General features: G+C 58.9%; 18 protein-coding genes and 1 pseudogene. 11 read left to right on the top strand and 8 right to left on the bottom strand.

What is annotated here, in order from left to right:
• Nucleotides 1-13: 13 nt before the first annotated feature.
• The 5 genes from K1567_RS22815 to acs form a co-directional block, all read right to left on the bottom strand.
• The gene (locus K1567_RS22815; RefSeq protein ID WP_220698874.1) at nt 14-1,126 is read right to left on the bottom strand and encodes a succinylglutamate desuccinylase/aspartoacylase family protein; all 1,113 of its coding nucleotides are present in this window, start codon (nt 1,124-1,126) and stop codon (nt 14-16) included.
• Between the two features lies 1 nt (nt 1,127).
• Nucleotides 1,128-1,826: an ABC transporter permease gene (locus tag K1567_RS22810; protein ID WP_034099949.1), complete on the bottom strand. Its 699-nt coding sequence runs from the start codon at nt 1,824-1,826 to the stop codon at nt 1,128-1,130.
• Nucleotides 1,823-2,512: an ABC transporter permease gene (locus K1567_RS22805; protein WP_003193627.1), complete on the bottom strand. Its 690-nt coding sequence runs from the start codon at nt 2,510-2,512 to the stop codon at nt 1,823-1,825. The genes K1567_RS22810 and K1567_RS22805 overlap by 4 nt, the downstream gene beginning before the upstream one ends.
• Nucleotides 2,513-2,603: 91 nt before the next feature.
• Nucleotides 2,604-3,389 carry an ABC transporter substrate-binding protein gene (locus tag K1567_RS22800; RefSeq protein ID WP_034099951.1) on the bottom strand — a complete coding sequence of 262 codons (786 nt, stop codon included), beginning with the start codon at nt 3,387-3,389 and terminating at the stop codon, nt 2,604-2,606.
• A 694-nt stretch (nt 3,390-4,083) separates the two neighbouring features.
• A complete protein-coding gene (gene acs / locus K1567_RS22795) occupies nt 4,084-6,039 on the bottom strand; it encodes an acetate--CoA ligase (protein ID WP_034099953.1) in 1,956 nt (651 codons plus the stop codon).
• Between the two features lie 399 nt (nt 6,040-6,438).
• On the opposite strand from acs, the gene K1567_RS22790 reads away from it, so the two are divergent.
• The 4 genes and pseudogenes from K1567_RS22790 to K1567_RS22780 all read left to right on the top strand — a co-directional run bounded on the left by K1567_RS22790 (nt 6,439) and on the right by K1567_RS22780 (nt 9,397).
• Nucleotides 6,439-6,708, top strand: coding sequence for a DUF2790 domain-containing protein (locus K1567_RS22790; RefSeq protein ID WP_034099955.1), 270 nt, complete (start codon nt 6,439-6,441; stop codon nt 6,706-6,708).
• A gap of 510 nt (nt 6,709-7,218) precedes the next feature.
• On the top strand, nt 7,219-8,469 hold the full coding sequence (locus K1567_RS22785) for a ribonucleotide-diphosphate reductase subunit beta (protein ID WP_040269240.1): 1,251 nt from the start codon (nt 7,219-7,221) through the stop codon (nt 8,467-8,469).
• A 77-nt stretch (nt 8,470-8,546) separates the two neighbouring features.
• Nucleotides 8,547-8,678: pseudogene (locus K1567_RS27615) on the top strand (HNH endonuclease); the annotation flags it as partial.
• A gap of 71 nt (nt 8,679-8,749) precedes the next feature.
• Entirely contained in the window at nt 8,750-9,397 is a 648-nt protein-coding gene (locus K1567_RS22780) for an HAD-IB family hydrolase (protein ID WP_034099970.1), read from the top strand.
• A 116-nt stretch (nt 9,398-9,513) separates the two neighbouring features.
• Here the strand turns inward: K1567_RS22780 and K1567_RS22775 are convergent, their stop codons facing one another.
• Nucleotides 9,514-10,473: a LysR family transcriptional regulator gene (locus tag K1567_RS22775; protein WP_220698873.1), complete on the bottom strand. Its 960-nt coding sequence runs from the start codon at nt 10,471-10,473 to the stop codon at nt 9,514-9,516.
• 194 nt (nt 10,474-10,667) lie between these two features.
• Here K1567_RS22775 and argH point away from each other — a divergent pair, with 194 nt between their 5' ends.
• The 7 genes from argH to K1567_RS22740 all read left to right on the top strand — a co-directional run bounded on the left by argH (nt 10,668) and on the right by K1567_RS22740 (nt 17,535).
• Nucleotides 10,668-12,095, top strand: coding sequence for an argininosuccinate lyase (argH, locus tag K1567_RS22770; protein WP_220698872.1), 1,428 nt, complete (start codon nt 10,668-10,670; stop codon nt 12,093-12,095).
• Between the two features lie 119 nt (nt 12,096-12,214).
• Entirely contained in the window at nt 12,215-13,093 is an 879-nt protein-coding gene (locus K1567_RS22765) for an amino acid ABC transporter permease (protein ID WP_034114941.1), read from the top strand.
• A gap of 23 nt (nt 13,094-13,116) precedes the next feature.
• The gene (locus tag K1567_RS22760) at nt 13,117-13,881 is read left to right on the top strand and encodes an amino acid ABC transporter ATP-binding protein (RefSeq protein ID WP_034099976.1); all 765 of its coding nucleotides are present in this window, start codon (nt 13,117-13,119) and stop codon (nt 13,879-13,881) included.
• A gap of 25 nt (nt 13,882-13,906) precedes the next feature.
• Entirely contained in the window at nt 13,907-14,725 is an 819-nt protein-coding gene (locus tag K1567_RS22755; RefSeq protein ID WP_034114942.1) for an ABC transporter substrate-binding protein, read from the top strand.
• Nucleotides 14,726-14,876: 151 nt separating this feature from the next.
• Nucleotides 14,877-16,046 carry an MFS transporter gene (locus tag K1567_RS22750; RefSeq protein WP_220698871.1) on the top strand — a complete coding sequence of 390 codons (1,170 nt, stop codon included), beginning with the start codon at nt 14,877-14,879 and terminating at the stop codon, nt 16,044-16,046.
• A gap of 54 nt (nt 16,047-16,100) precedes the next feature.
• The gene (locus K1567_RS22745) at nt 16,101-17,048 is read left to right on the top strand and encodes a hypothetical protein (protein ID WP_034099982.1); all 948 of its coding nucleotides are present in this window, start codon (nt 16,101-16,103) and stop codon (nt 17,046-17,048) included.
• Between the two features lie 106 nt (nt 17,049-17,154).
• Nucleotides 17,155-17,535 (top strand): helix-turn-helix transcriptional regulator, encoded by a 381-nt coding sequence (locus tag K1567_RS22740; RefSeq protein WP_047882006.1) that lies wholly within the window; start codon nt 17,155-17,157, stop codon nt 17,533-17,535.
• Nucleotides 17,536-17,564: 29 nt separating this feature from the next.
• On the opposite strand, the gene K1567_RS22735 is transcribed toward K1567_RS22740, so the two are convergent.
• Together K1567_RS22735 and K1567_RS22730 are read right to left on the bottom strand one after the other, a co-directional pair.
• A complete protein-coding gene (locus K1567_RS22735; RefSeq protein WP_259445014.1) occupies nt 17,565-18,125 on the bottom strand; it encodes a hypothetical protein in 561 nt (186 codons plus the stop codon).
• A gap of 294 nt (nt 18,126-18,419) precedes the next feature.
• Complete coding sequence (locus tag K1567_RS22730) at nt 18,420-19,469, bottom strand: MBL fold metallo-hydrolase (RefSeq protein ID WP_034099986.1); 1,050 nt, start codon at nt 19,467-19,469, stop codon at nt 18,420-18,422.
• Between the last annotated feature and the right edge of the window lie 8 nt (nt 19,470-19,477).

Below are 19,477 nucleotides of genomic sequence, written 5' to 3'. Positions count from 1 at the left end.
CAAAAACAGGTGGTCAGTCGTTGAGCAAGCGCCCGTGCCGCAGCGCTTCGCGCCCCGCCACCTTGGCCAGCCAGAAACCCGCTTGGGCATAACGTAGCCGTTCAACGGCAAACAACACCCCCGACGTCCCCGCGCAGATAATGCTCACGCGGTCGGTCAGGGGATCAATCACTTCAAAAATCGGCTCGCCTTTGTCGACCCAGTCCCCGGCTTTGCGCAGGTAACTGATCACCCCGGCATGGGGCGCGAACAGCAATTCGGTGCCTTCGAACGGCACGCCTTCGCACGGCTCGTGCTGTGGCGCCGGCCATTGGCCCTTGATCAGGCCTTGCTCGGCGAGGAACGCGAGTATGCCCTCGGCGTGGAAGATCGCCTCAGCGCGACCGGTATCGGCCTGCCCGCCCAGCTCCAGGGTGGTCGCCAGGCACGCCAGCGGGATCTGCGCCTCGGGGAACGCCCGCGACAAGCGCAGCCACGGCAGTGAGCAAGCCTCATCGAACGAACTGCCGCCGGAATCTTCTGCGAGCAGGCCGACTTTGACATTCAGGTGCGCCGACAGTGAGCGCCACTGCGGCCAGTGCTGAGGCAGCGCGTACATGTGCAGCGCGGCTTCGGCGTCGCAGTGCAGGTCGAGCACGATATCGGCGCTGCACGCATGCTTGAGCAGCACGCGCTGCATGCCTTGCAACTGGCTGCTGGGCTCGGGCAGTGCGTCCAGCGCCTGATCCATTGCCTGGCGGATCAAGCGCATGTTGGCGTGAGGATCATCGCCCAATTTGCCGTGCAGCAGCGCGGCGACCGGCTCGCTCAACTCGACAAAATCGCGGTTGAAATTCTTGCCGCTGCCCACTTCGAAACGCCCCTGATGGCTGCCTTGCAGCAACTGGCCCAGGCCCATCGGGTTGGCCACCGGCACCAGCTCGATCACGCCGTTGAGGGCGCCTTGCTGCTCCAGTTCGGTCAGGCGTTTTTTCAGCTCCCAGGCGGCGCGCATGCCCGGCAGTTCATCGGCGTGCAGGCTGGCCTGGATATAAGCCTTGCGCTCGCCGCTGCCGAAACGGAACACGCTCAACTGGCGCTCGCAGCCCAGGTGGCCCCAGGGCAAAAGGTGATCGATACGTTGCATATCAGTGCTTCCGTGGAGCCAGGTAGCTCAGCCAGCGGCGCTCGGCCAACTTGAACAGGCGCACCAGGATAAAGGTCAGGCACAGGTAGAACGCGCCAGCAGTGATGTAGGCTTCGAACGGCAGGTAATACTGCGCGTTCACGGTGCGCGCGGCGCCGGTGATGTCGATCAAGGTGACGATGGAGGCCAGGCTGGTGGTCTGCAGCATCATGATCACTTCGTTGCTGTACTGCGGCAGCGCGCGGCGCAGGGCCGACGGCAGCAGGATGCGGCGGTACAGCTTGTAGCGCGACATGCCCATGGCCTTGGCCGCTTCGATCTCACCGTTAGGTGTGGCCTTGAGGCTGCCGGCAATAATTTCGGCGGTGTAGGCGCTGGTGTTGATGGCAAACGCCAGGCACGCGCAGAACGTGGCGCTGGACAGCAGCGGCCACATAAAGCTTTCGCGCACCACTTCGAATTGGGCCAGACCGTAGTAGATCAAAAACAGCTGCACCAGCATCGGCGTGCCACGGATCACGTAGGTATAGAGCCAGGCCACGCCATTGACCAACGGCTGCTTGGACACCCGCATCAAACCCAGGGGCACCGCCACGAGCAAGCCGAAGAACAGCGAGATGGCCAGCAGTTTCAGGGTGGTTGCCAGACCGCCGAGGTACAGCGGCATGGCCTCCCAGATGACGTTGTAGTCGAAGATCATAGATCAGCCGCCCTTACGCCTACCGAGTAGCGCTTTTCAAGGTAACGCAAGGCCAGCAACGACACGCTGGTGATCACCAGGTACATCGCCGCCACTGCGAGGAAGAAGGTAAAAGGTTCGCGGGTGGCGTCGGCCGCCTGCTTGGCCTTGAACATCATGTCTTGCAGGCCCACCACCGAGATCAGCGCGGTGGCCTTGGTCAGTACCAGCCAGTTGTTGGTGAACCCGGGGATCGCCAGGCGGATCATCTGCGGCACCATGACCCGGAAAAACACCTGGAACGAACTCATGCCATACGCCAGCCCGGCTTCGGCCTGGCCTTTGGGGATCGCCATGAAGGCGCCGCGGAAGGTTTCCGACAGGTAGGCGCCGAAGATGAAACCCAGGGTGCCGATGCCGGCGGCCAAGGGGTTCAAGTCAATATAGTCGTCGAAGCCAAGCAGCGGCGCGACGCGATTGAGCAGGTCCTGACCGCCATAGAAAATCAGCAGTATCAACACCAGGTCGGGGATCCCGCGGATCACCGTGGAGTACAAGTCACCTAGCCAAGCCAGCCAGCGCACCGGCGACAGGCGCAGGGCGACCCCGATCAGACCCAGAACAATGGCCAAGGCCATGGACGACAAGGCGAGCTGAAGCGTCAACCATGCGCCATCGAGGATAACGGCCCCGTAGCCTTTCAACATGATTCAGGTCCTCGAAAAGGGGGATGAAAAAATGGCGCAAACCGCAGGAATTCTGTTGCTTGCGCCATTCTGGACAGACAGCTGCGACGATTTACTTGGCGTCGGCGCCGTAGATATCGAAGTCGAAGTACTTGTCCTGGATTTGCTTGTATTTGCCGTTGGCACGGATCGCCGCGATAGCCGCGTTGATGCGGTCGAGGTTTTCCTTGTCGCCTTTGCGCACCGCGATGCCTACGCCGTCGCCGAAGTATTTGACGTCGGTAAATGCAGGGCCTACGAAGGCGAAACCTTTGCCGGCGTCGGTCTTCAGGAAACCGTCCTGCAGCAGGGTCGCATCAGCCACGGTGCCGTCGAGGCGACCGGCGGCCACGTCCAGGTAGATTTCGTTCTGGGTGCCGTAAGGAACCACGGTGGCGCCTTTAGGGGCCAGCACTTCCTTGGCGAAGCGATCGTGGATCGAACCGCGCTGCACACCGATCTTCTTGCCTTTCAACTCTTCCAGGCTGTCGCTGACGGTCGTGCCTTCCTTCAACACCAGACGTGCTGGGGTCAGGTAGTAGCGGGTGGTGAAGTCCACAGACTTCTTACGGTCTTCGGTAATGGACATGGACGACAGGATCGCGTCGATCTTGCGCACTTTGAGTGCGGGGATCAGACCGTCGAATTCCTGCTCAACCCAGGTGCACTTGACCTTCATCTCTTCGCACAGCGCGTTGCCGATGTCGTAGTCGAAACCGACGATGCTGCCATCCGGCGCTTTCGACGCAAACGGAGGGTAGGCTGCTTCGATACCAATTTTCAGTGGCTTGCCTTCAGCGAAAGCCTGCATGGACAGCACGGACAGCGCCAGGGCGCCCAACAGCACGAGTTTCTTCATCTTGGGACTCCATCGGTATAGGGCAGAAACAGCAGTATGAGCCATGGCCCATGATGCGATTGAGTAAAACCGAATAGCGTTGCAGCGTCCTACGCCGGTGACTACCTGCGACGACGAGCGAGTGATCGGCATTCTAACGACAGGCCGGAAGCCGATATTTCCTCAATGCGACAACAATTTACAGAAGCACCGAGAAAGCGGTTCCAGCTCATTGACAGCCCCTGAAATTTATGCAGAGACAAAAGATATTAAACCTGTTGATGCTGCAAATTGCGGGCCTATTATTCGCAAACCCTTCTAGCACGGCAAGTCTAGCGGTTAATCTTATTTCCAGGGGTGTCTAAAACGCGGTTTTTCGGGGCATTCGCGTAGCCGTTCGCCTCAGGTGTGGGCAGCGGGTTACACATTTGCACCACTCGGTAACATTCAGAAACCTCCTACACAATAAATCGATATTTATTGGTCTGGTGGTTATGTCGGGCCGTCAGCCCCTCCGCCATGCCCGCCTTGAACTGCACTCCAAATGTGGGAAAGGGCTTGCCCCCGATAGCAACTTATCATTCAGTTAATCTTTAGCTGACCTACCGGCATCGGGGGCAAGCCCCCTCCCACATTGGTTCTCAGTGGTTTTGAGAGATCATAAAAAAGCCCCACTCGGCTTACGCCGAATGGGGCTGTTCCCATCTACCCCGCTTTACGCGACGTTCATGGTCTTGTGCGTCTCAATCAAATGCGCCACCACACCTGGGTCCGCCAGGGTGGAGATATCCCCCAACCCGTCGTACTCGCCCGTGGCGATCTTGCGCAGGATGCGGCGCATGATTTTGCCCGAGCGGGTTTTCGGCAGGCCCGGTGCCCACTGGATCACATCCGGCGAAGCAATCGGCCCGATTTCTTTGCGCACCCAGTTTTTCAGCTCCAGGCGCAGGGCTTCGGTCGGTTCTTCGCCGCCATTCAAGGTGACGTAGACATAAATGCCCTGCCCCTTGATGTCGTGCGGCACACCCACCACCGCCGCTTCGGCGACTTTAGGGTGGGCGACCATCGCGCTTTCGATCTCGGCGGTGCCCATGCGGTGGCCGGAGACGTTCAACACGTCGTCCACGCGCCCGGTGATCCAGTAGTAGCCATCCTCGTCACGGCGCGCGCCGTCACCGGTGAAGTACATGCCACGGAAGGTCTTGAAATAGGTATCCACAAAACGGTCGTGGTCGCCGTACAAGGTACGGGCCTGGCCTGGCCACGAGTCGAGGATCACCAGGTTGCCTTCTGCGGGGCCTTCGATCAGGTTGCCGAGGTTGTCCACCAACGCCGGCACCACGCCAAAGAACGGCCGCGCCGCCGAACCCGGCTTGAGCGCATGGGCGCCCGGCAGCGGGCTCATCATGTTGCCGCCGGTTTCGGTCTGCCACCAGGTGTCGACGATCGGGCAACGGGATTGACCGACGTTCTTGTAGTACCAGTCCCAGGCTTCCGGGTTGATCGGCTCGCCCACCGAACCGAGCAGACGCAGGCTGCTGCCGTCGGCGCCTTCGCAGGCGGCGGTGCCCGAGGCCATCATCGCGCGGATCGCGGTCGGGGCGGTGTAGAGGATATTGACCTTGTGCTTGTCGACAATCTTTGCCACTCGGGTGATGTCCGGGTAGTTCGGCACGCCTTCGAACAGCAGCGTGGTCGCGCCATTGGCCAGTGGGCCGTAGACGATGTAGGTGTGGCCGGTGACCCAGCCGACGTCGGCGGTGCACCAGTAGATCTCACCTGGGCGGTAGTCGAAGACGCGCTCATGGGTCAGGGCCGCATACAGCAGGTAACCGCCGGTGGTGTGCTGCACGCCCTTGGGCTTGCCGGTGGAGCCGGAGGTATAGAGGATAAAGAGAGCTTCTTCGGCACCCATCTCTTTCGGTGCACAGACCGCGCCTGCCACTTTCATCAGGTCTTCGTACCAGATGTCGCGATGCTGGTTCCACTTGATCGCGCCGTTGGTGCGCTTGCACACGATAACTTTCTGGATGCTGCTGGTTTCCGGATTGGTCAGGGCGTCGTCGACGTTGGCCTTGAGCGGAATCTTCTTACCGGCGCGGATGCCTTCGTCAGCGGTGATCACCACCTTCGACTTACAGTCGATAATGCGACCGGCCAGGGCCTCCGGCGAAAAACCACCGAACACCACCGAATGGATCGCACCGATGCGCGCGCAGGCCAGCATGGCGACCACGGCTTCGGGAATCATCGGCATATAGATGGTTACCACGTCGCCGCGATGCACATCCTGGCCACGCAGGGCGTTGGCGAATTTGCAGACTTCTTCGTGCAGCTCGCGGTAGGTGATGGTACGGCTCTCGGCAGGGTCATCGCCCTCCCAGATGATGGCTGCCTGATCGCCGCGCTCGGCGAGATGACGGTCCAGGCAGTTGTAGGAAACGTTCAAGGTGCCATCGGCGAACCACTTGATGTCGACGTGGTGATCGTCGAACGACGTCTGCTTCACCGTGGTGAAAGGCTTGATCCAGTCAAGACGCTTGGCTTGCTCGCGCCAGAAACCATCGGGGTTGACCACCGACTGCTGGTACATGGCCTTGTAGGTCGCCTCGTCGGTCAGCGTGTTGGCTGCTACTTCGGGGCGAACGGGGTACAGGGAAGCCGCACTCATCTTTCTTACCTCGGTGACAATAGTTGTTTTTGTATGGCCCCTGTTTTAGCCGGGGTGAGCCTATAGAACCATTCGACGATGGTAGTAACAAGACCCTACAAATTGCCCTGCTATCCCCTTACACCGCTCTGGCCCGCAGCCTACGGGGCTTTACCGGCCTATGAAAAATCCTTCACCTGGCGATTGTTACAAAAACCGCCAAAAGTGTTTATCAAAAGCACGGGTATATGAATATAACCGGCACGCCTAAAATCAACTCCGCCAACAAGGCACTGTGATTAACAACGCAACAGCCCCCACGAAGGCAACGTTAATCCGAACTTCCCAACTTTTAAGTTACACACGCGGCCTCACAAGGGCCCCGTGACCCCTTTCGCCCTGAAGAAGGTAAATAAAGTAATGAAAGCGTTAGTAGTGATGGCCCTCAGCAGCGTGTGTGCCACTGCCGCCCTGGCCGACGAAGCCCCGACCGAACTGGCCGGCAAGAACGCACCGATTGTCGAGGACTACACCTACAGCACTCATTTGGACATCGCCAAAGTACTGTCCATGAGCAACGTGCCGAATGTCTGCGAAGTTGTACCGGTAAAAATGGAATATGAAGACTCCCAAGGTCAGCGTCATATTCTTAATTACCATGTAATGGGCAATGGCTGCTCTAACGGCTAATAACATAATTATTCAGATATAAACTCGGATCTTGGCCGCCGCAGAAAATCGTTTCTGCGGCCAAGAACCTGCCTTACAAAGCCCTACTCTGCGCCCTCACCCTCGCCTACCCAAAACATCCCACCGCCCGTCAAAAAATTCCTACCCCAGCAAAGCCTTGCAAACACGCGCTTTGACCGAAAACCATGGCCTCACAGCGGCCAATCGTGACCATCCGCCGCAACACAAAGCCGATTTTTTCCCTATAATGCGCGGGTAAATCGGGCCTGCAATATCCCTTTACACAGGGACGAAGAGCCAGACCTGAGGCCATCGCCGGAGCCAGCACCGACCGCTCCGCCCCTCAAGCCTCACGCAGCGCACCCGTTACGCAATTTCCGTTTAATGCCTGCGCGAGCTGTTGCAAGAAACGATTCCTTAAGATCCACCGCGGCCCTCGGGCCGTGTGAATACCCAACCATCCGGTTTCACACGGGCACCTTGGAGCCCTCACGCAGGAGACGACACGTCATGCTGAGCTGGGACGAATTCGACAAAGAAGATGAAGGCGAAGTAGCCACCAAAGGCGCCAACGCCGGCCACGCCACCGAAGCCAACATGGACCGCCTCGACGGTGCCGGCGCCGCCGCCGCCATTGAAGCCCGCGCCGTCACCGCCAATGACTCCGCCGCTATCGTGCGCGCCAAGGCCGCCCTGGACAAACTCGACATCGCCGAAGGCCTCGCCGAACTCGAAGGCGCCTCCGCCCGCGTCGCCGTCGACGAAAAGCGCATGATCAACTGCCGCGCCGACCTCAACCAACTCGTGCCCTTCAAGTACGACTGGGCCTGGCAAAAGTACCTCGACGGCTGCGCCAACCACTGGATGCCGCAAGAGGTCAACATGACCGCCGACATCGCCCTGTGGAAAAACCCCGAAGGCCTTACCGACGACGAACGCCGTATCGTCATGCGTAACCTGGGCTTCTTCTCTACTGCGGATTCGTTGGTCGCCAACAACCTGGTGCTGGCCGTGTACCGCCTGATCACCAACCCAGAGTGCCGCCAGTACATCCTGCGCCAGGCCTTCGAAGAAGCGATCCACACCCACGCCTACCAGTACTGCATCGAATCGTTGGCCATGGATGAAGGCGAGATCTTCAACATGTACCACGAGATCCCATCGGTGGCGAAGAAAGCCGCCTGGGGCCTGAAGTACACCCGTTCGATCTCCGATCCGAAGTTCGAAACCGGCACCGTCGACACCGACAAAGAACTGCTGCGCAACCTGGTCGCCTACTACTGCGTACTCGAAGGCATCTTCTTCTATTGCGGCTTCACCCAGATCCTCTCCATGGGCCGCCGCAACAAAATGACCGGCGTGGCCGAGCAGTTCCAATACATCCTGCGCGACGAATCGATGCACCTGAACTTCGGTATCGACGTGATCAACCAGATCAAAATCGAAAACCCACACCTGTGGGATGCCGAGATGAAAGAAGAAGCGACCCAGATGATCCTGCAAGGGACCCAACTGGAGATCGAATACGCGCGCGACACCATGCCGCGCGGTGTTCTCGGCATGAACGCAGCGATGATGGAGGATTACCTCAAGTTCATCGCCAATCGTCGCCTGTCGCAGATTGGCTTGAAGGAAGAGTATCCGGGGACCACCAACCCGTTCCCATGGATGAGCGAGATCATGGACTTGAAGAAAGAGAAAAACTTCTTCGAAACCCGCGTGATCGAGTACCAGACCGGCGGTGCGCTGAGCTGGGATTGATTTACAAGTAAAAAAAAGAGCTGCTAATCGCAGCTCTTTTTTTTGACAAAAATTCAGGATCGGACCTACAGCATGCTAAGGGTTCGGATCGCATCACCAATGCTGTAGCCTTGTGCCCCAATTGCCATCAGCGTTGTCACCGATCAAGCGACCGGGATGCTTTCACCGAAGCGCTTTACGCCAAGATCGGAAGATTGGCACGGGAGTAGACTCCTGCTGTCACACCTGATGCACGCTTAAAAATACTAAATAGGACCGAGGCCAACCCGTGAACCCAGACATGCTCGAAGCCGGTCCCGTTGATGCCAAAGTACTCTCCGTCTTTGACTTCGACGGCACCCTCACCCACCACGACAGTTTCGTGCCCTTCCTCAAGTTTGCCTTCGGCAGCGGCGAGTTCTATGGCCGGATGGTCAAGCTGGCCGTGCCGGGGCTGCGCTTTTTGGTGCGGCAGATCAGCCGGGATGAGTTGAAAGCACAGTTGATCCGCACCTTTATGACCGGGGTGGAGAAGACGTGGGTGCAGCAGAAAGCCGAAGAGTACTGCCAGCGCAATTGGGCGCGGCTGATGCGCCCGGCGGGGGTGCTGTCGGTGGAGCAGGAGTTGGGCTCAGGGGCGGAGGTGACGCTGTGCTCGGCATCGCCGGCGTTGGTGCTGCAGCCATTTGCCGATCGGCTTGGGATCAAGTTGATTGGCACGGAGCTGGAGGTGGTCGACGGGGTGTTGACCGGCAAGCTCACCGGCAATAACTGCCGTTGTGAGAATAAAGTGCTGCGGCTTGAGGCGGTGTACGGGGATCTGGGGGAGTATCGACTGCGGGCCTGGGGCGATACGCGTGGGGATCGGGAGTTGTTGGCGGCGGCGCAGGATGCGCATTTTCGGCATTTTCATGCGAAGAAGAAAAAGCGCGCTCGGTTGCAGCGGTGATGCGGGTGGAGAAGTTCGACAGGGAAACCGAGTCGGTCCCATCGCAGCCTCGCTAAACCTCGGCACCTCCCACATTTGACGTTTTTCAGCCCGTTGATCTGTGTTCGGCGAAGGGTTTATGGGGTGGCTTTGAGATTTACCCCCAGGGCGGTGGCAAAGGCTTTTACCAGCGGACTTCTCGGCGCGTTGTGGCGCAGGATCAGGTTAAACGCCGTGCTCAGGTGAACCTGCTCCGGACACAGTGCGCGCAGGCGCCCTTCCTTTACCAAGGGTGTGGCGTAGTGTTCGGGCAGGAAACCGATAAAGCGGCCGGTAAGGATCAGGATGGCGACGGCTTCGACCTGGGAGGCTGAGGCCGATTGGCTGTCGTAGTTGACGAAATGGCTCTTATCGCGATGGATCGCATACCGATGGTTGACCACTTCATATTGGCGCAGCACCTCAGGCGTGATGTCGTTCGCAGTGAACAGCGGATGTCCTACGGCGCAGTAGGCGTGGGCCCTTTCTTCGTAGAGCGGGAAGTAGTCGAATTCTTCGCGGCGCTGGTATACGGGAACAATACCGACGATCAAACGCCCTTCCACTACGCCGCGCTCAACTTCATCCAATTGCGAGGCATGTAGGCGCAATCTTATTTTTGGCGACTGGCTATGTAAGGCGCCCAGGGCTTTAATCAATGGTGAATTAACATCGGAGACGGTGTTATCAATAACTCCGACACTAAGGTCACCAATAAGCTCGTTTTGCGCCGAACTAAGCTTGTCTCTGAAACTGTCCACCGAGGCAAATAGCTCAATGCTGGCCTGATATACCAACTTGCCTTCTTCGGTCAGCCCGAAGCCTTCGCGGCCCCGCGTACACAGGCGCATGCCGATGCGGATTTCCAGGTCGGAAATCTGTTTGCTGATGGCCGCCAGGCCCACGTTCAGCTCGTTTTGAGCGGCGCTGAAGCCTCCCGCCTCGACCACGGCCATAAATACCCGGAGCAATTTGAAGTCCAGGCCGCTCAGTTGCAAAGGCGGTCGAGTGCCGGGTTTCGGCGCTATGTTTCCAGAATTGGAAAGTGGGGTTTCCATAATACGCGTTGACCTCTAGTGCCATATTCAAACAGGCTTTGACCCAATCCTTGAATACAGCCAGGCGGCGATAATGAACATAAACAACCGCCCTTGGCAACCTTGAATACGGTGCGTCAGACGCCGGTTCAACCCGATTGAAAACTTACTTTTACTGCCTCCGACTCTTCTAAAAACAAGCGTGAGGAACACCTATGTCTCAGCCTACCGACCGCCTCTGGGGCGCGCGTTTCAAGAGTGGCCCGTCCGCGGCATTGGCGGCGCTGTCCCGTTGCCCTGAGCGTTATTTCCGCCTGACGCCCTACGACCTGGCTGGCTCCCGCGCCCATGCCCGTGAGTTGCAGCGCGCCGGGCTGCTGGACGAATCGGAGACCCAGCGCACGCTGCAGGCACTGGACACTATCGGCGAGGACTTCGCCGCCGGCCGCCTGCATCCGACCCTGGATGACGAAGACGTCCACACCTTTATCGAACGCGTCCTGACCGAGCGCCTCGGCGCCCTGGGCGGCAAGCTGCGCGCCGGGCGTTCGCGCAACGATCAGACGGCCAATGATCTACGCCTTTTCCTACGGGACCATGCGCGCACCATCGCCACCGAGGTGCTGGGGTTGCAGCAGGCATTGGTGACCCAAGCCGAACAGCATATCGAGAGTATCTGCCCGGGCTTTACCCACTTGCAGCAGGCCCAGCCGATTGTGTTCGCCCACCACTTGCTGGCTCACGCCCAGTCGATGTTGCGTGACGTACAGCGCCTGGTGGATTGGGATGCGCGCACGGCATTGTCGCCGTTGGGCGCGGCGGCGATGGCAGGTTCCGCGATTGCGCGTCAACCGCAGCAGTCGGCTGAGGAAATGGGCTACAGCGCACCCTGCGAAAACTCCATCGATGCCGTGGCCAGCCGCGATCATGTAGCGGAATTTTTGTTTGTGGCGGGCATGCTCGGGGTGAATATTTCGCGGCTGTCCGAAGAGTTTTGCCTGTGGTCGTCGCGCCAATTTCGCTGGGTCGTGCTGGACGATGCCTACGCCACCGGTAGCTCGATCATGCCGCAGAAAAAGAACCCGGACATTGCCGAATTGGCACGGGGCAAGGCCGGGCGCTTGATCGGCAACCTGACCGGGTTGATGTCGACGCTCAAGTCGTTGCCACTCTCCTACAACCGCGATTTGAGTGAAGACAAGCACAGCGTGCTGGACAGCGTCGACACTCTGCTGCTGGTGCTGCCGGCCATGGCCGGGATGGTCGCGACCATGAAGGTGCAGGTGGAAGAGCTGCGGCGCCAGGCCCCCATGGGTTTTACCTTGGCGACCGAAGTGGCCGATTGGTTGGCCACCCGTGGCGTGCCGTTCAAGGAGGCCCACGAGATTACCGGCGCTTTGGTGCAGGCCTGTGAGAAGCATGAGATCGAATTGTGGGAAGCCTCGCCGGCGATGCTGGCCGAGGTGGATGCGCGGTTGACCCCTGATGTGCGCGATTGCCTGACCCTGGAAGCGGCGATTGCTGCGCGCAGTGGCTGGGGTGGGACGGCGCCGGAGCGAGTGCGCGAGCAGATCGGGCGGTTGAAGGTGGCGTTGGCTGAGCAGCAGAAATGGGCTGAGAGTTACCTGGGGTTTCGGCTTTGAGCCACTGGAATAGGTGGTGCCTGCATTGACGCTTTCGCAGCCAAGCCAGTTCCCACATTTTGACCGCATTTCAACAGTTGCACCGAGTACAGCGGTAATCGCTTTTTTGGAGAATCACCATGAACCCAACCCCTGCCGAGCGCTTGCAAGCCGAGCGCAAGCAGTCCGAGAACCAGTTCGATATCACCCAGTACGAACATGTGCCGCGGCGCTATTACGGGCGCATGTTCTTCGCCACGTTGATTGTGATCGTCCTGGCCGCGCTGTTGCGCGCATTCGCCAATGGCCAGATCGAATGGTCCTACATCGGTCAGTTCCTCACGTCTGAGGCCATTCTGTGGGGCCTGGTGAACACCATCGTCATGTCGATTCTGGCCATGGCGCTGGGCGTGGTGATCGGCGTGATCACCGCGATCATGCGCATGTCGGCCAACCCGATCCTGCGCTACGTGGCCATCACTTACACCTGGCTGTTCCGTGGTACGCCACTGATTCTGCAACTGCTGCTGTGGTTCAACCTGGCGTTGATCTTCCCGGTGATCGCGATTCCCGGCCTGTTCAGCATCGACACCGTCGACCTGATGACGCCATTCGTGGCCGCCCTGCTCGGCCTGAGCATCAACCAGGGTGCCTACACCGCGGAGGTGGTGCGCGCCGGTTTGCTGTCGGTGGATACCGGCCAGTACGAAGCGGCCAAATCCATCGGCATGCCGAGTCTGCAAGCGCTGCGTAGGATCATTCTGCCGCAGGCCATGCGCGTGATTATTCCGCCCGTAGGCAACGAGTTCATCAGCATGGTGAAAATGACCAGCCTGGCCAGTGTGATCCAGTACTCGGAGCTGCTGCACAACGCGCAAAACATCTACTACGCCAACGCGCGGGTCATGGAGCTGCTGATCGTCGCGGGCATCTGGTACCTGGCGGTGGTGACCGTTCTTTCATTTGGCCAAAGCCGCCTGGAGCGTCGCTTTGCCCGCGGCGCCGGCAAGCGTTCGTAAGTCTGGGTTGAGGAGATTTGCCCATGAGAAGCATCGTCAAGGCCGTCAACCTGAACAAGTATTACGACCAGTATCACGCGCTGCGCGACATCAATATCGAGGTCGAGCAAGGCGAGGTGATGTGCATCATCGGCCCGTCCGGCTCGGGTAAAAGCACCCTGCTGCGCTGCGTCAATCAACTGGAAAAAATCGACAAGGGCGGCCTATGGGTCGACGGCGAGCTGGTGGGTTACCGGGTGGTCGGCAACAAGCTGCACGAGATGAACGAAGTGCAGATCGCCCGCCAACGCCTGGCCACCGGCATGGTGTTCCAGCGCTTTAATTTGTTCCCGCATATGACCGTGCTGCAGAACATCATCGAAGGCCCGTGCCAGGTGCTCAAACGCTCGCCCAAAGAGGCCATCGAAGATGCCATGGAGCTGCTGGCCCGCGTCGGCCTGGCGGACAAGCGCAATGCCTATCCGGTGGAATTGTCCGGCGGTCAGCAGCAGCGTGTGGCGATTGCCCGCGCCCTGGCGATGCGTCCCAAGTTGATGCTGTTTGACGAACCCACGTCGGCCCTCGACCCGGAGCTGGTAGGAGAAGTGCTGTCGGTGATGCGCGATTTAGCCACCACCGGCATGACCATGATCGTGGTCACCCATGAGTTGGGCTTCGCCCGTGAAGTGTCCAACCGCATGGTGTTTATGGACGCCGGCCAGATTGTGGAAGCCGGCAGCCCCGAAGAAATTCTAATAAGCCCACAAAACCCGCGTACCCAAAGCTTTATTTCTGCCGTTCGCACTTAACTAAATAACTAACGAGAACGTCCCCATGAAAAACCTGTTTATCCCTACCCTGCTCGCCGGCCTGATGGCCTCCACTGCTGTGTTCGCCTTGCCGGCGGCCATCAAGGACAAAGGCGAAATCAGCGCGGCCATCGTGCCGAACTACCCGCCGATGGATTTCAAAGACCCGGCCACCAACAAACTCACCGGTTTTGACTTTGACCTGGGCAATGCGTTGGCCGAGCGCCTGGGTGTAAAGATCAAATGGCAGGAAACCGGCTTCGAGCAGATGCTCAGCGGCCTGACCACCAAGCGCGTGGACATCGTGCTGTCAGGCATGACCGACACCGCCGAAAGGCAGAAATCGGTGACCTTTATCGACTACTTCACCAGCGGCCCACAGCTGTACACCCTGGCCAAGCGTGAAGAGATCAAGGAATTGACTGACTTGTGCGGTAAAAAAGTCGGCACCAGCCGCCGCACCACTTGGCCGTCGGAGATTACCGCATGGAGCAAGGAACACTGCGAAGCGGCGGGTAAGCCAGGCATCGTAGTGATCGGTACCGAAGGTTCGGCGGACGCGCGAGCGCAGTTGCAGCAGAACCGCCTGGATGCAGCGATGCAGGGCAGCGAAACCATTCCGTATCTGATGTCGTTGGACAAGGGCAAGTACAAGCCGGTGGGCCTGGCGATTTCCAAGCAATTCACCGGGCTGGGCATCGAGAAGAGCAACACCGAGCTGGTCACGGCGATCAGTGAGACGTTGCAGGCCATGATCGATGACGGCACCTACAGCAAGATTCTGAAGAAGTGGGACCTGGAGCAAGGGGCGGTCGAGAAAATCACCATCAATGCCGGCCAGTAACAACACGGTCTGAAAATGTGCGAGGGGCTTGCCCCGATAGCAGTGGTTCAGTTAACTGATGCTTGTCTGATACACCGCTATCGGGGGCAAGCCCCCTCCCACCTTTGATCTATGTTGTCGTTAAGTACTATTTAGGACGCTCGCCTTCACCGTGGCCACCTACTCCCTGGTAATCCGCCGCTTGATGATCTGCTCGGTCACCATCGTGGTCAGCCGCGCCATGACCAGCCCGTTGCTGGCGCTGCTATTGAGCACCCGCCTGGGCCTCAACCAGCAGGACATCGGCCTGTTGATGGGCGTCGCGGTGTTTATCGCCACGCTGCTGGGCTTGTATGGCGGCTACATCATCGATCGTTTGGAAAAACGCAAGCTGTTGATCCTGGCGATGCTCTCCAGCTCCATCGGTTTTCTGTTGCTGACCTTTGCCAGCAACCTCTACCTCACCACCTTGACCCTGGTGATCACCGAAGCCGCCTCGGCACTGTTTTTGATCGGCTCCAAGGCAATCATCAGCGAAAACCTACCGGTGGGGGAACGGGCCAAGGTGTTTTCCCTGCGTTACACCCTGACCAACGTCGGCTACGCCACCGGCCCCATGGTGGGCGTAGTGATAGCCGGGCAAATGCCGTTGGCGCCGTTTTTGATCGCCAGCGCGATTGCCTTGGGCAGTGTGTTCCTGATGATCGGCATCCCGCCCACTCAACGCGACGAAAGCGTCAAGCCACTGAGTTTTCTCAGCACGCTGCGTACCTTGCGCAGTGATCGCACGTTGATCCTGTTCACCAGCGGCAGCTTGTTCAGCACCATTGTCCACGGGCGCTATACGCTTTATCTGTCACAGTTTCTGCTGGTGGCCTACAAGCCGGAGCAGGCGCTGAAAATTCTGTCAGCGGTGCTGGCGTGCAATGCCGTTACCGTGATCGCCATGCAATACCAGATCGGCCGCTTCCTCAAGCGTGAGCAATTGCGCTACTGGATCGTGCTGGGCACCACGCTGTTCATCGCCGGATTGGTTGGCTTCAGCCTCGCGGACGGTCTGCTGAGCTGGTGCGTGGCAATGTTCGTGTTCACCTTGGGCGAGATGATCATCTACCCATCGGAGTTCCTGTTTATCGACACCATCGCCCCGCAAGCGCTGCGTGGCAGTTACTACGGCGCACAGAACCTGGCGGCGTTCGGCGGCGCGATGAGCCCGGTGATCTGCGGCTATCTGTTGATCAACGCAGCGCCCACCAGCATGTTCTACGCCCTGGGTGCGTTGACCGCGCTGGGCGGCACCTTGTGTTTTCTGAGTGGACGGCGGGTTGCAGGTTCTTGCTGATATTTACCTAGGATCCGGCTATTAATAGCGAACTTTCTCACGGACCCGAGCCCCATGAAATTCGACACGGCCTACTGCCTGAGTCTCGACGAAAAGCTATCGATCTATGATGTGCGCGAGCTGAATTTCGACGAAACCGTCGCCTTCGATTCTGACAAGGACAGCTTTCTGTGCCCCAACGACGTGTGCCGCGCTGCGTTCCAAGCGAGCAACGTGCTGACCACCTTCAACGCGAAAAACGTCAACTACCTGCGCACGCCACACTTCAAGAACACCCCGGCCACCCAGCATATCGACGGCTGCCGTTACGCCAGCACGCACAAGGGCGCTGCCGGCGAAAGCGACGACGAGCGAGAGGACAATTTCCCATCGGAATTTGTACTGACGCGACGTACTTACCCACGCAACCCCGCACTGCCCGGTCACGAAGAGAAGATCCCACAAGATCCGACGAAGTCGCCTTCAACACGCGTAGGCTCCCCCGCCAGCTCCCACGAAAGCGCACCGGACAAAACCAGCGTGTTCGCCCATCCGGTGGAGTGCTATGTGTCGAACATCGACAACAAGGACAAGCTGAAAAGCATGCCGTTGAAGATCGGCGATCACACCGCGACCTACTGGACGTTTTTCAAGAAAATCGAATACCTGCAAGACAACAAGGGCCTGATTTACTGGGGCAAGATCAAAGAGATCAAGGACTACACCAACAGCTTTCGCATCGACTTCGAAAAGAAGGTATGGCTGGACAAGAAACCCTATTCGGTGAATGTCTACCTGAGCAAAAAACTCATCGAGAACTATCGCAAACGCAAGGCATTCCTGGAGCAGATCAAAGCGGCTGTCGACAGTGAACGCACGCTATATTGCTTCTTTTACGGCGTGACCCCGGAGTTGAAACAGGTGCCGAGCAAGAAAAACCCCGAACAGACGTTCGGGGTGTTCAGCGCGGATATCGAGAACCTGGACCACCTGATCATTCGCGAGGCGCCAGGGGTGCAATAGCAGGTGGCTCAACGCCAAGAGACGGCACAAGTTGATGAGCGGTCAAAACAACTGTACAAAAACACAGTATAGTTTGCCTTCACTCGTCGAACCCTGGAGAAATTCCATGTCCTCTCTGGCAATCAGTTCTTTCGTAGACCAACAGATCCTGCTGCACCAATTCACCGCCAAGCACTGCGTGCAGGCCCGCGCCATGTTGGGCTGGAGCCGGGAAGAGCTGGCACGCCAGGCAGGTGTGACGGTCGACGCCGTGCAACGCTTTGAGCAGCACGTCGAGGCCGATGACGAAACCCGCCTGGCGTTGGCGTTTCGGCTGGAGGCTGAAGGGTTGGTATTCTTCCCGGGCTTCGCACCGGGATGGGGTATGACCGCTCGCAAGTGGGCCGCCAGCCCCACCGAACCTGCCCCCCAGAGCATGATTGCACGGCTGATGGGCACCACCGCGGCAGCCATGGACTCGACCACGCCTCACGCCAATGGAGCTTAGCCACTCAGCCTATTCCGTGCCTACGTCGGTTATGAAGATGTCAGCCGAGCGGCGTTGCGATAGGCCTGTGCCAGCGCCGCCAGAGAGTCCCTGGACCATCGCGCGCCGTAAAACCATAACGTGGCGCCATCTTCGAGGGGTTCGCCCACCTTGGGGTAACCAGCCCAGCAAGCCGCATGGAATGCCCCGCTGCGGCTGTCCGACACCAGGGCATCCAGACGGTATTGGTTTATCAGATCATCGATTTCATTGCGGGTATGCAGGTCGAATTGCAGGCTGGCGTCCAACCGCTGCGCAGACACTGGAAACAGCAACGCCCCTCCCCGGCGCAGCCTCTCCAGTGCGCGCATGAAGGATGCGGAGTGCTCGATGGAGGCGTGGGCATCGCCCTGCTGGTAGCGGTCGGCAAACCCTACACGCTTGCCAGCCAAAAATGAGGTAACCGTGCGGGTGGTGTCGTTTTGCACCAATGGCACTTCCACCATCACCGGCTCGGTAGGGTCCACGCCGCTTAACGCGATGAGTGACAGCGACGGATCCCGCATGGGTTTTGCAGGCAGGCTGGGCGCGCTGAAACCGGGAATCGGCATATGACTTTCCAGGTGAATACGAGCTTGGGGGGCTGTATCGAAAGCAATACCCTTTTTTGCGCCTCCAGCGTCAGTGGAGACCTGAGGCGGACCGCAGGCGGGTTTTGTCGATTCGCCCTGCACCAGCCCCAGTGACGACACTGGGCAAACGACTGTTTTTGAACACGGTTTCCTGTAATCCTTTTCCATCGGATGGCCCCCTGCGATGATTTTCCGGGGGATGATCGCACCCTTGACTGGCACCTGTCGCAGCCTTGAAACAGCTTGAAAACTCCTTTTTCGACGGCGCTTTCGTCAGCTCGCCAGATGCTCCCGAGCACCATGGGTTTCCACGTCCAGCCACCAGGCATGCCCACGCTCTGGCTGATTCAAACTGAATGCCCGTCCCATTGGCGGCGTCGCAATCGACACATTGCGCTCCCACGCTAATGCCATGATGCGATCAAAGGGTTCGTGCCAGGCATGGAACGCCAGATCGAAGGTGCCGTTGTGGATCGGCAGCAGCCAACGGCCTTTAAGGTCGATGTGGGCCTGCAGGGTTTGCTCGGGCTGCATGTGAACATGGGGCCAGTCGACGTTGTACGCACCGGTTTCCATCAGTGTCAGATCGAAGGGGCCGTAGTGTTCACCGATACGTTTGAAGCCGTCGAAGTAGCCTGTGTCGCCGCTGAAAAAAATTCGCCGTGAGCCGTCGATCATGACCCATGAACACCACAGGGTGTGGTTGGCATCGAACAGGCCGCGCCCGGAAAAATGTTGGGCGGGGGTGGCGACAAAACGAATGCCATCCACCTCGGTGCCCTGCCACCAGTCCAATTGACGCACTTTGCTGGCATCTACCCCCCACTTGACCAAGATGTCGCCCACGCCCAGCGGCGCGAGGAAATGCCGGGTTTTGTCGGCCAGTTGGATGACAGCATTGCGGTCCAGATGGTCGTAGTGGTTGTGGGAAAGAATCACCGCTTCAAGGTCAGGCAGTTCATCCAGACTAATCGGCGGTTGGTGGAAACGCTGGGGGCCGGCCCAACTGAATGGGGAAGCGCGTTCGGCGAAGACCGGGTCGGTCACCCAGAACTTGCCGCGCATTTTCAACAGCACGGTGGAATGTCCCAGGCGAAACACACTGTGGTCCGGCGCATTCCATAACTGGTCGCGGGTCAGCGGTTCGACGGGTATAGCCCCTACCGGCCGCGTTGTGCGGGGTTTGTTAAACAGCATGTTCCAGAAAATACGCAACGTTTTGCCGAAACCGCCATGCTGCACGGGGGCTTCGTTGCTGAAAGCGCCTTTACCCTGCTCGGCGGGTTTGGCTGAAGGGACGACACGGGATGAAATCATGGCCATGACAGAGT

It is taken from the genome of Pseudomonas sp. S5F11 (genome assembly GCF_019641515.1).
Taxonomy (GTDB): domain Bacteria; phylum Pseudomonadota; class Gammaproteobacteria; order Pseudomonadales; family Pseudomonadaceae; genus Aquipseudomonas; species Aquipseudomonas rhodesiae.
The sequence above is the reverse complement of the archived record's forward strand: the minus strand, read 5'-3'. Positions and strand labels throughout refer to the sequence as shown.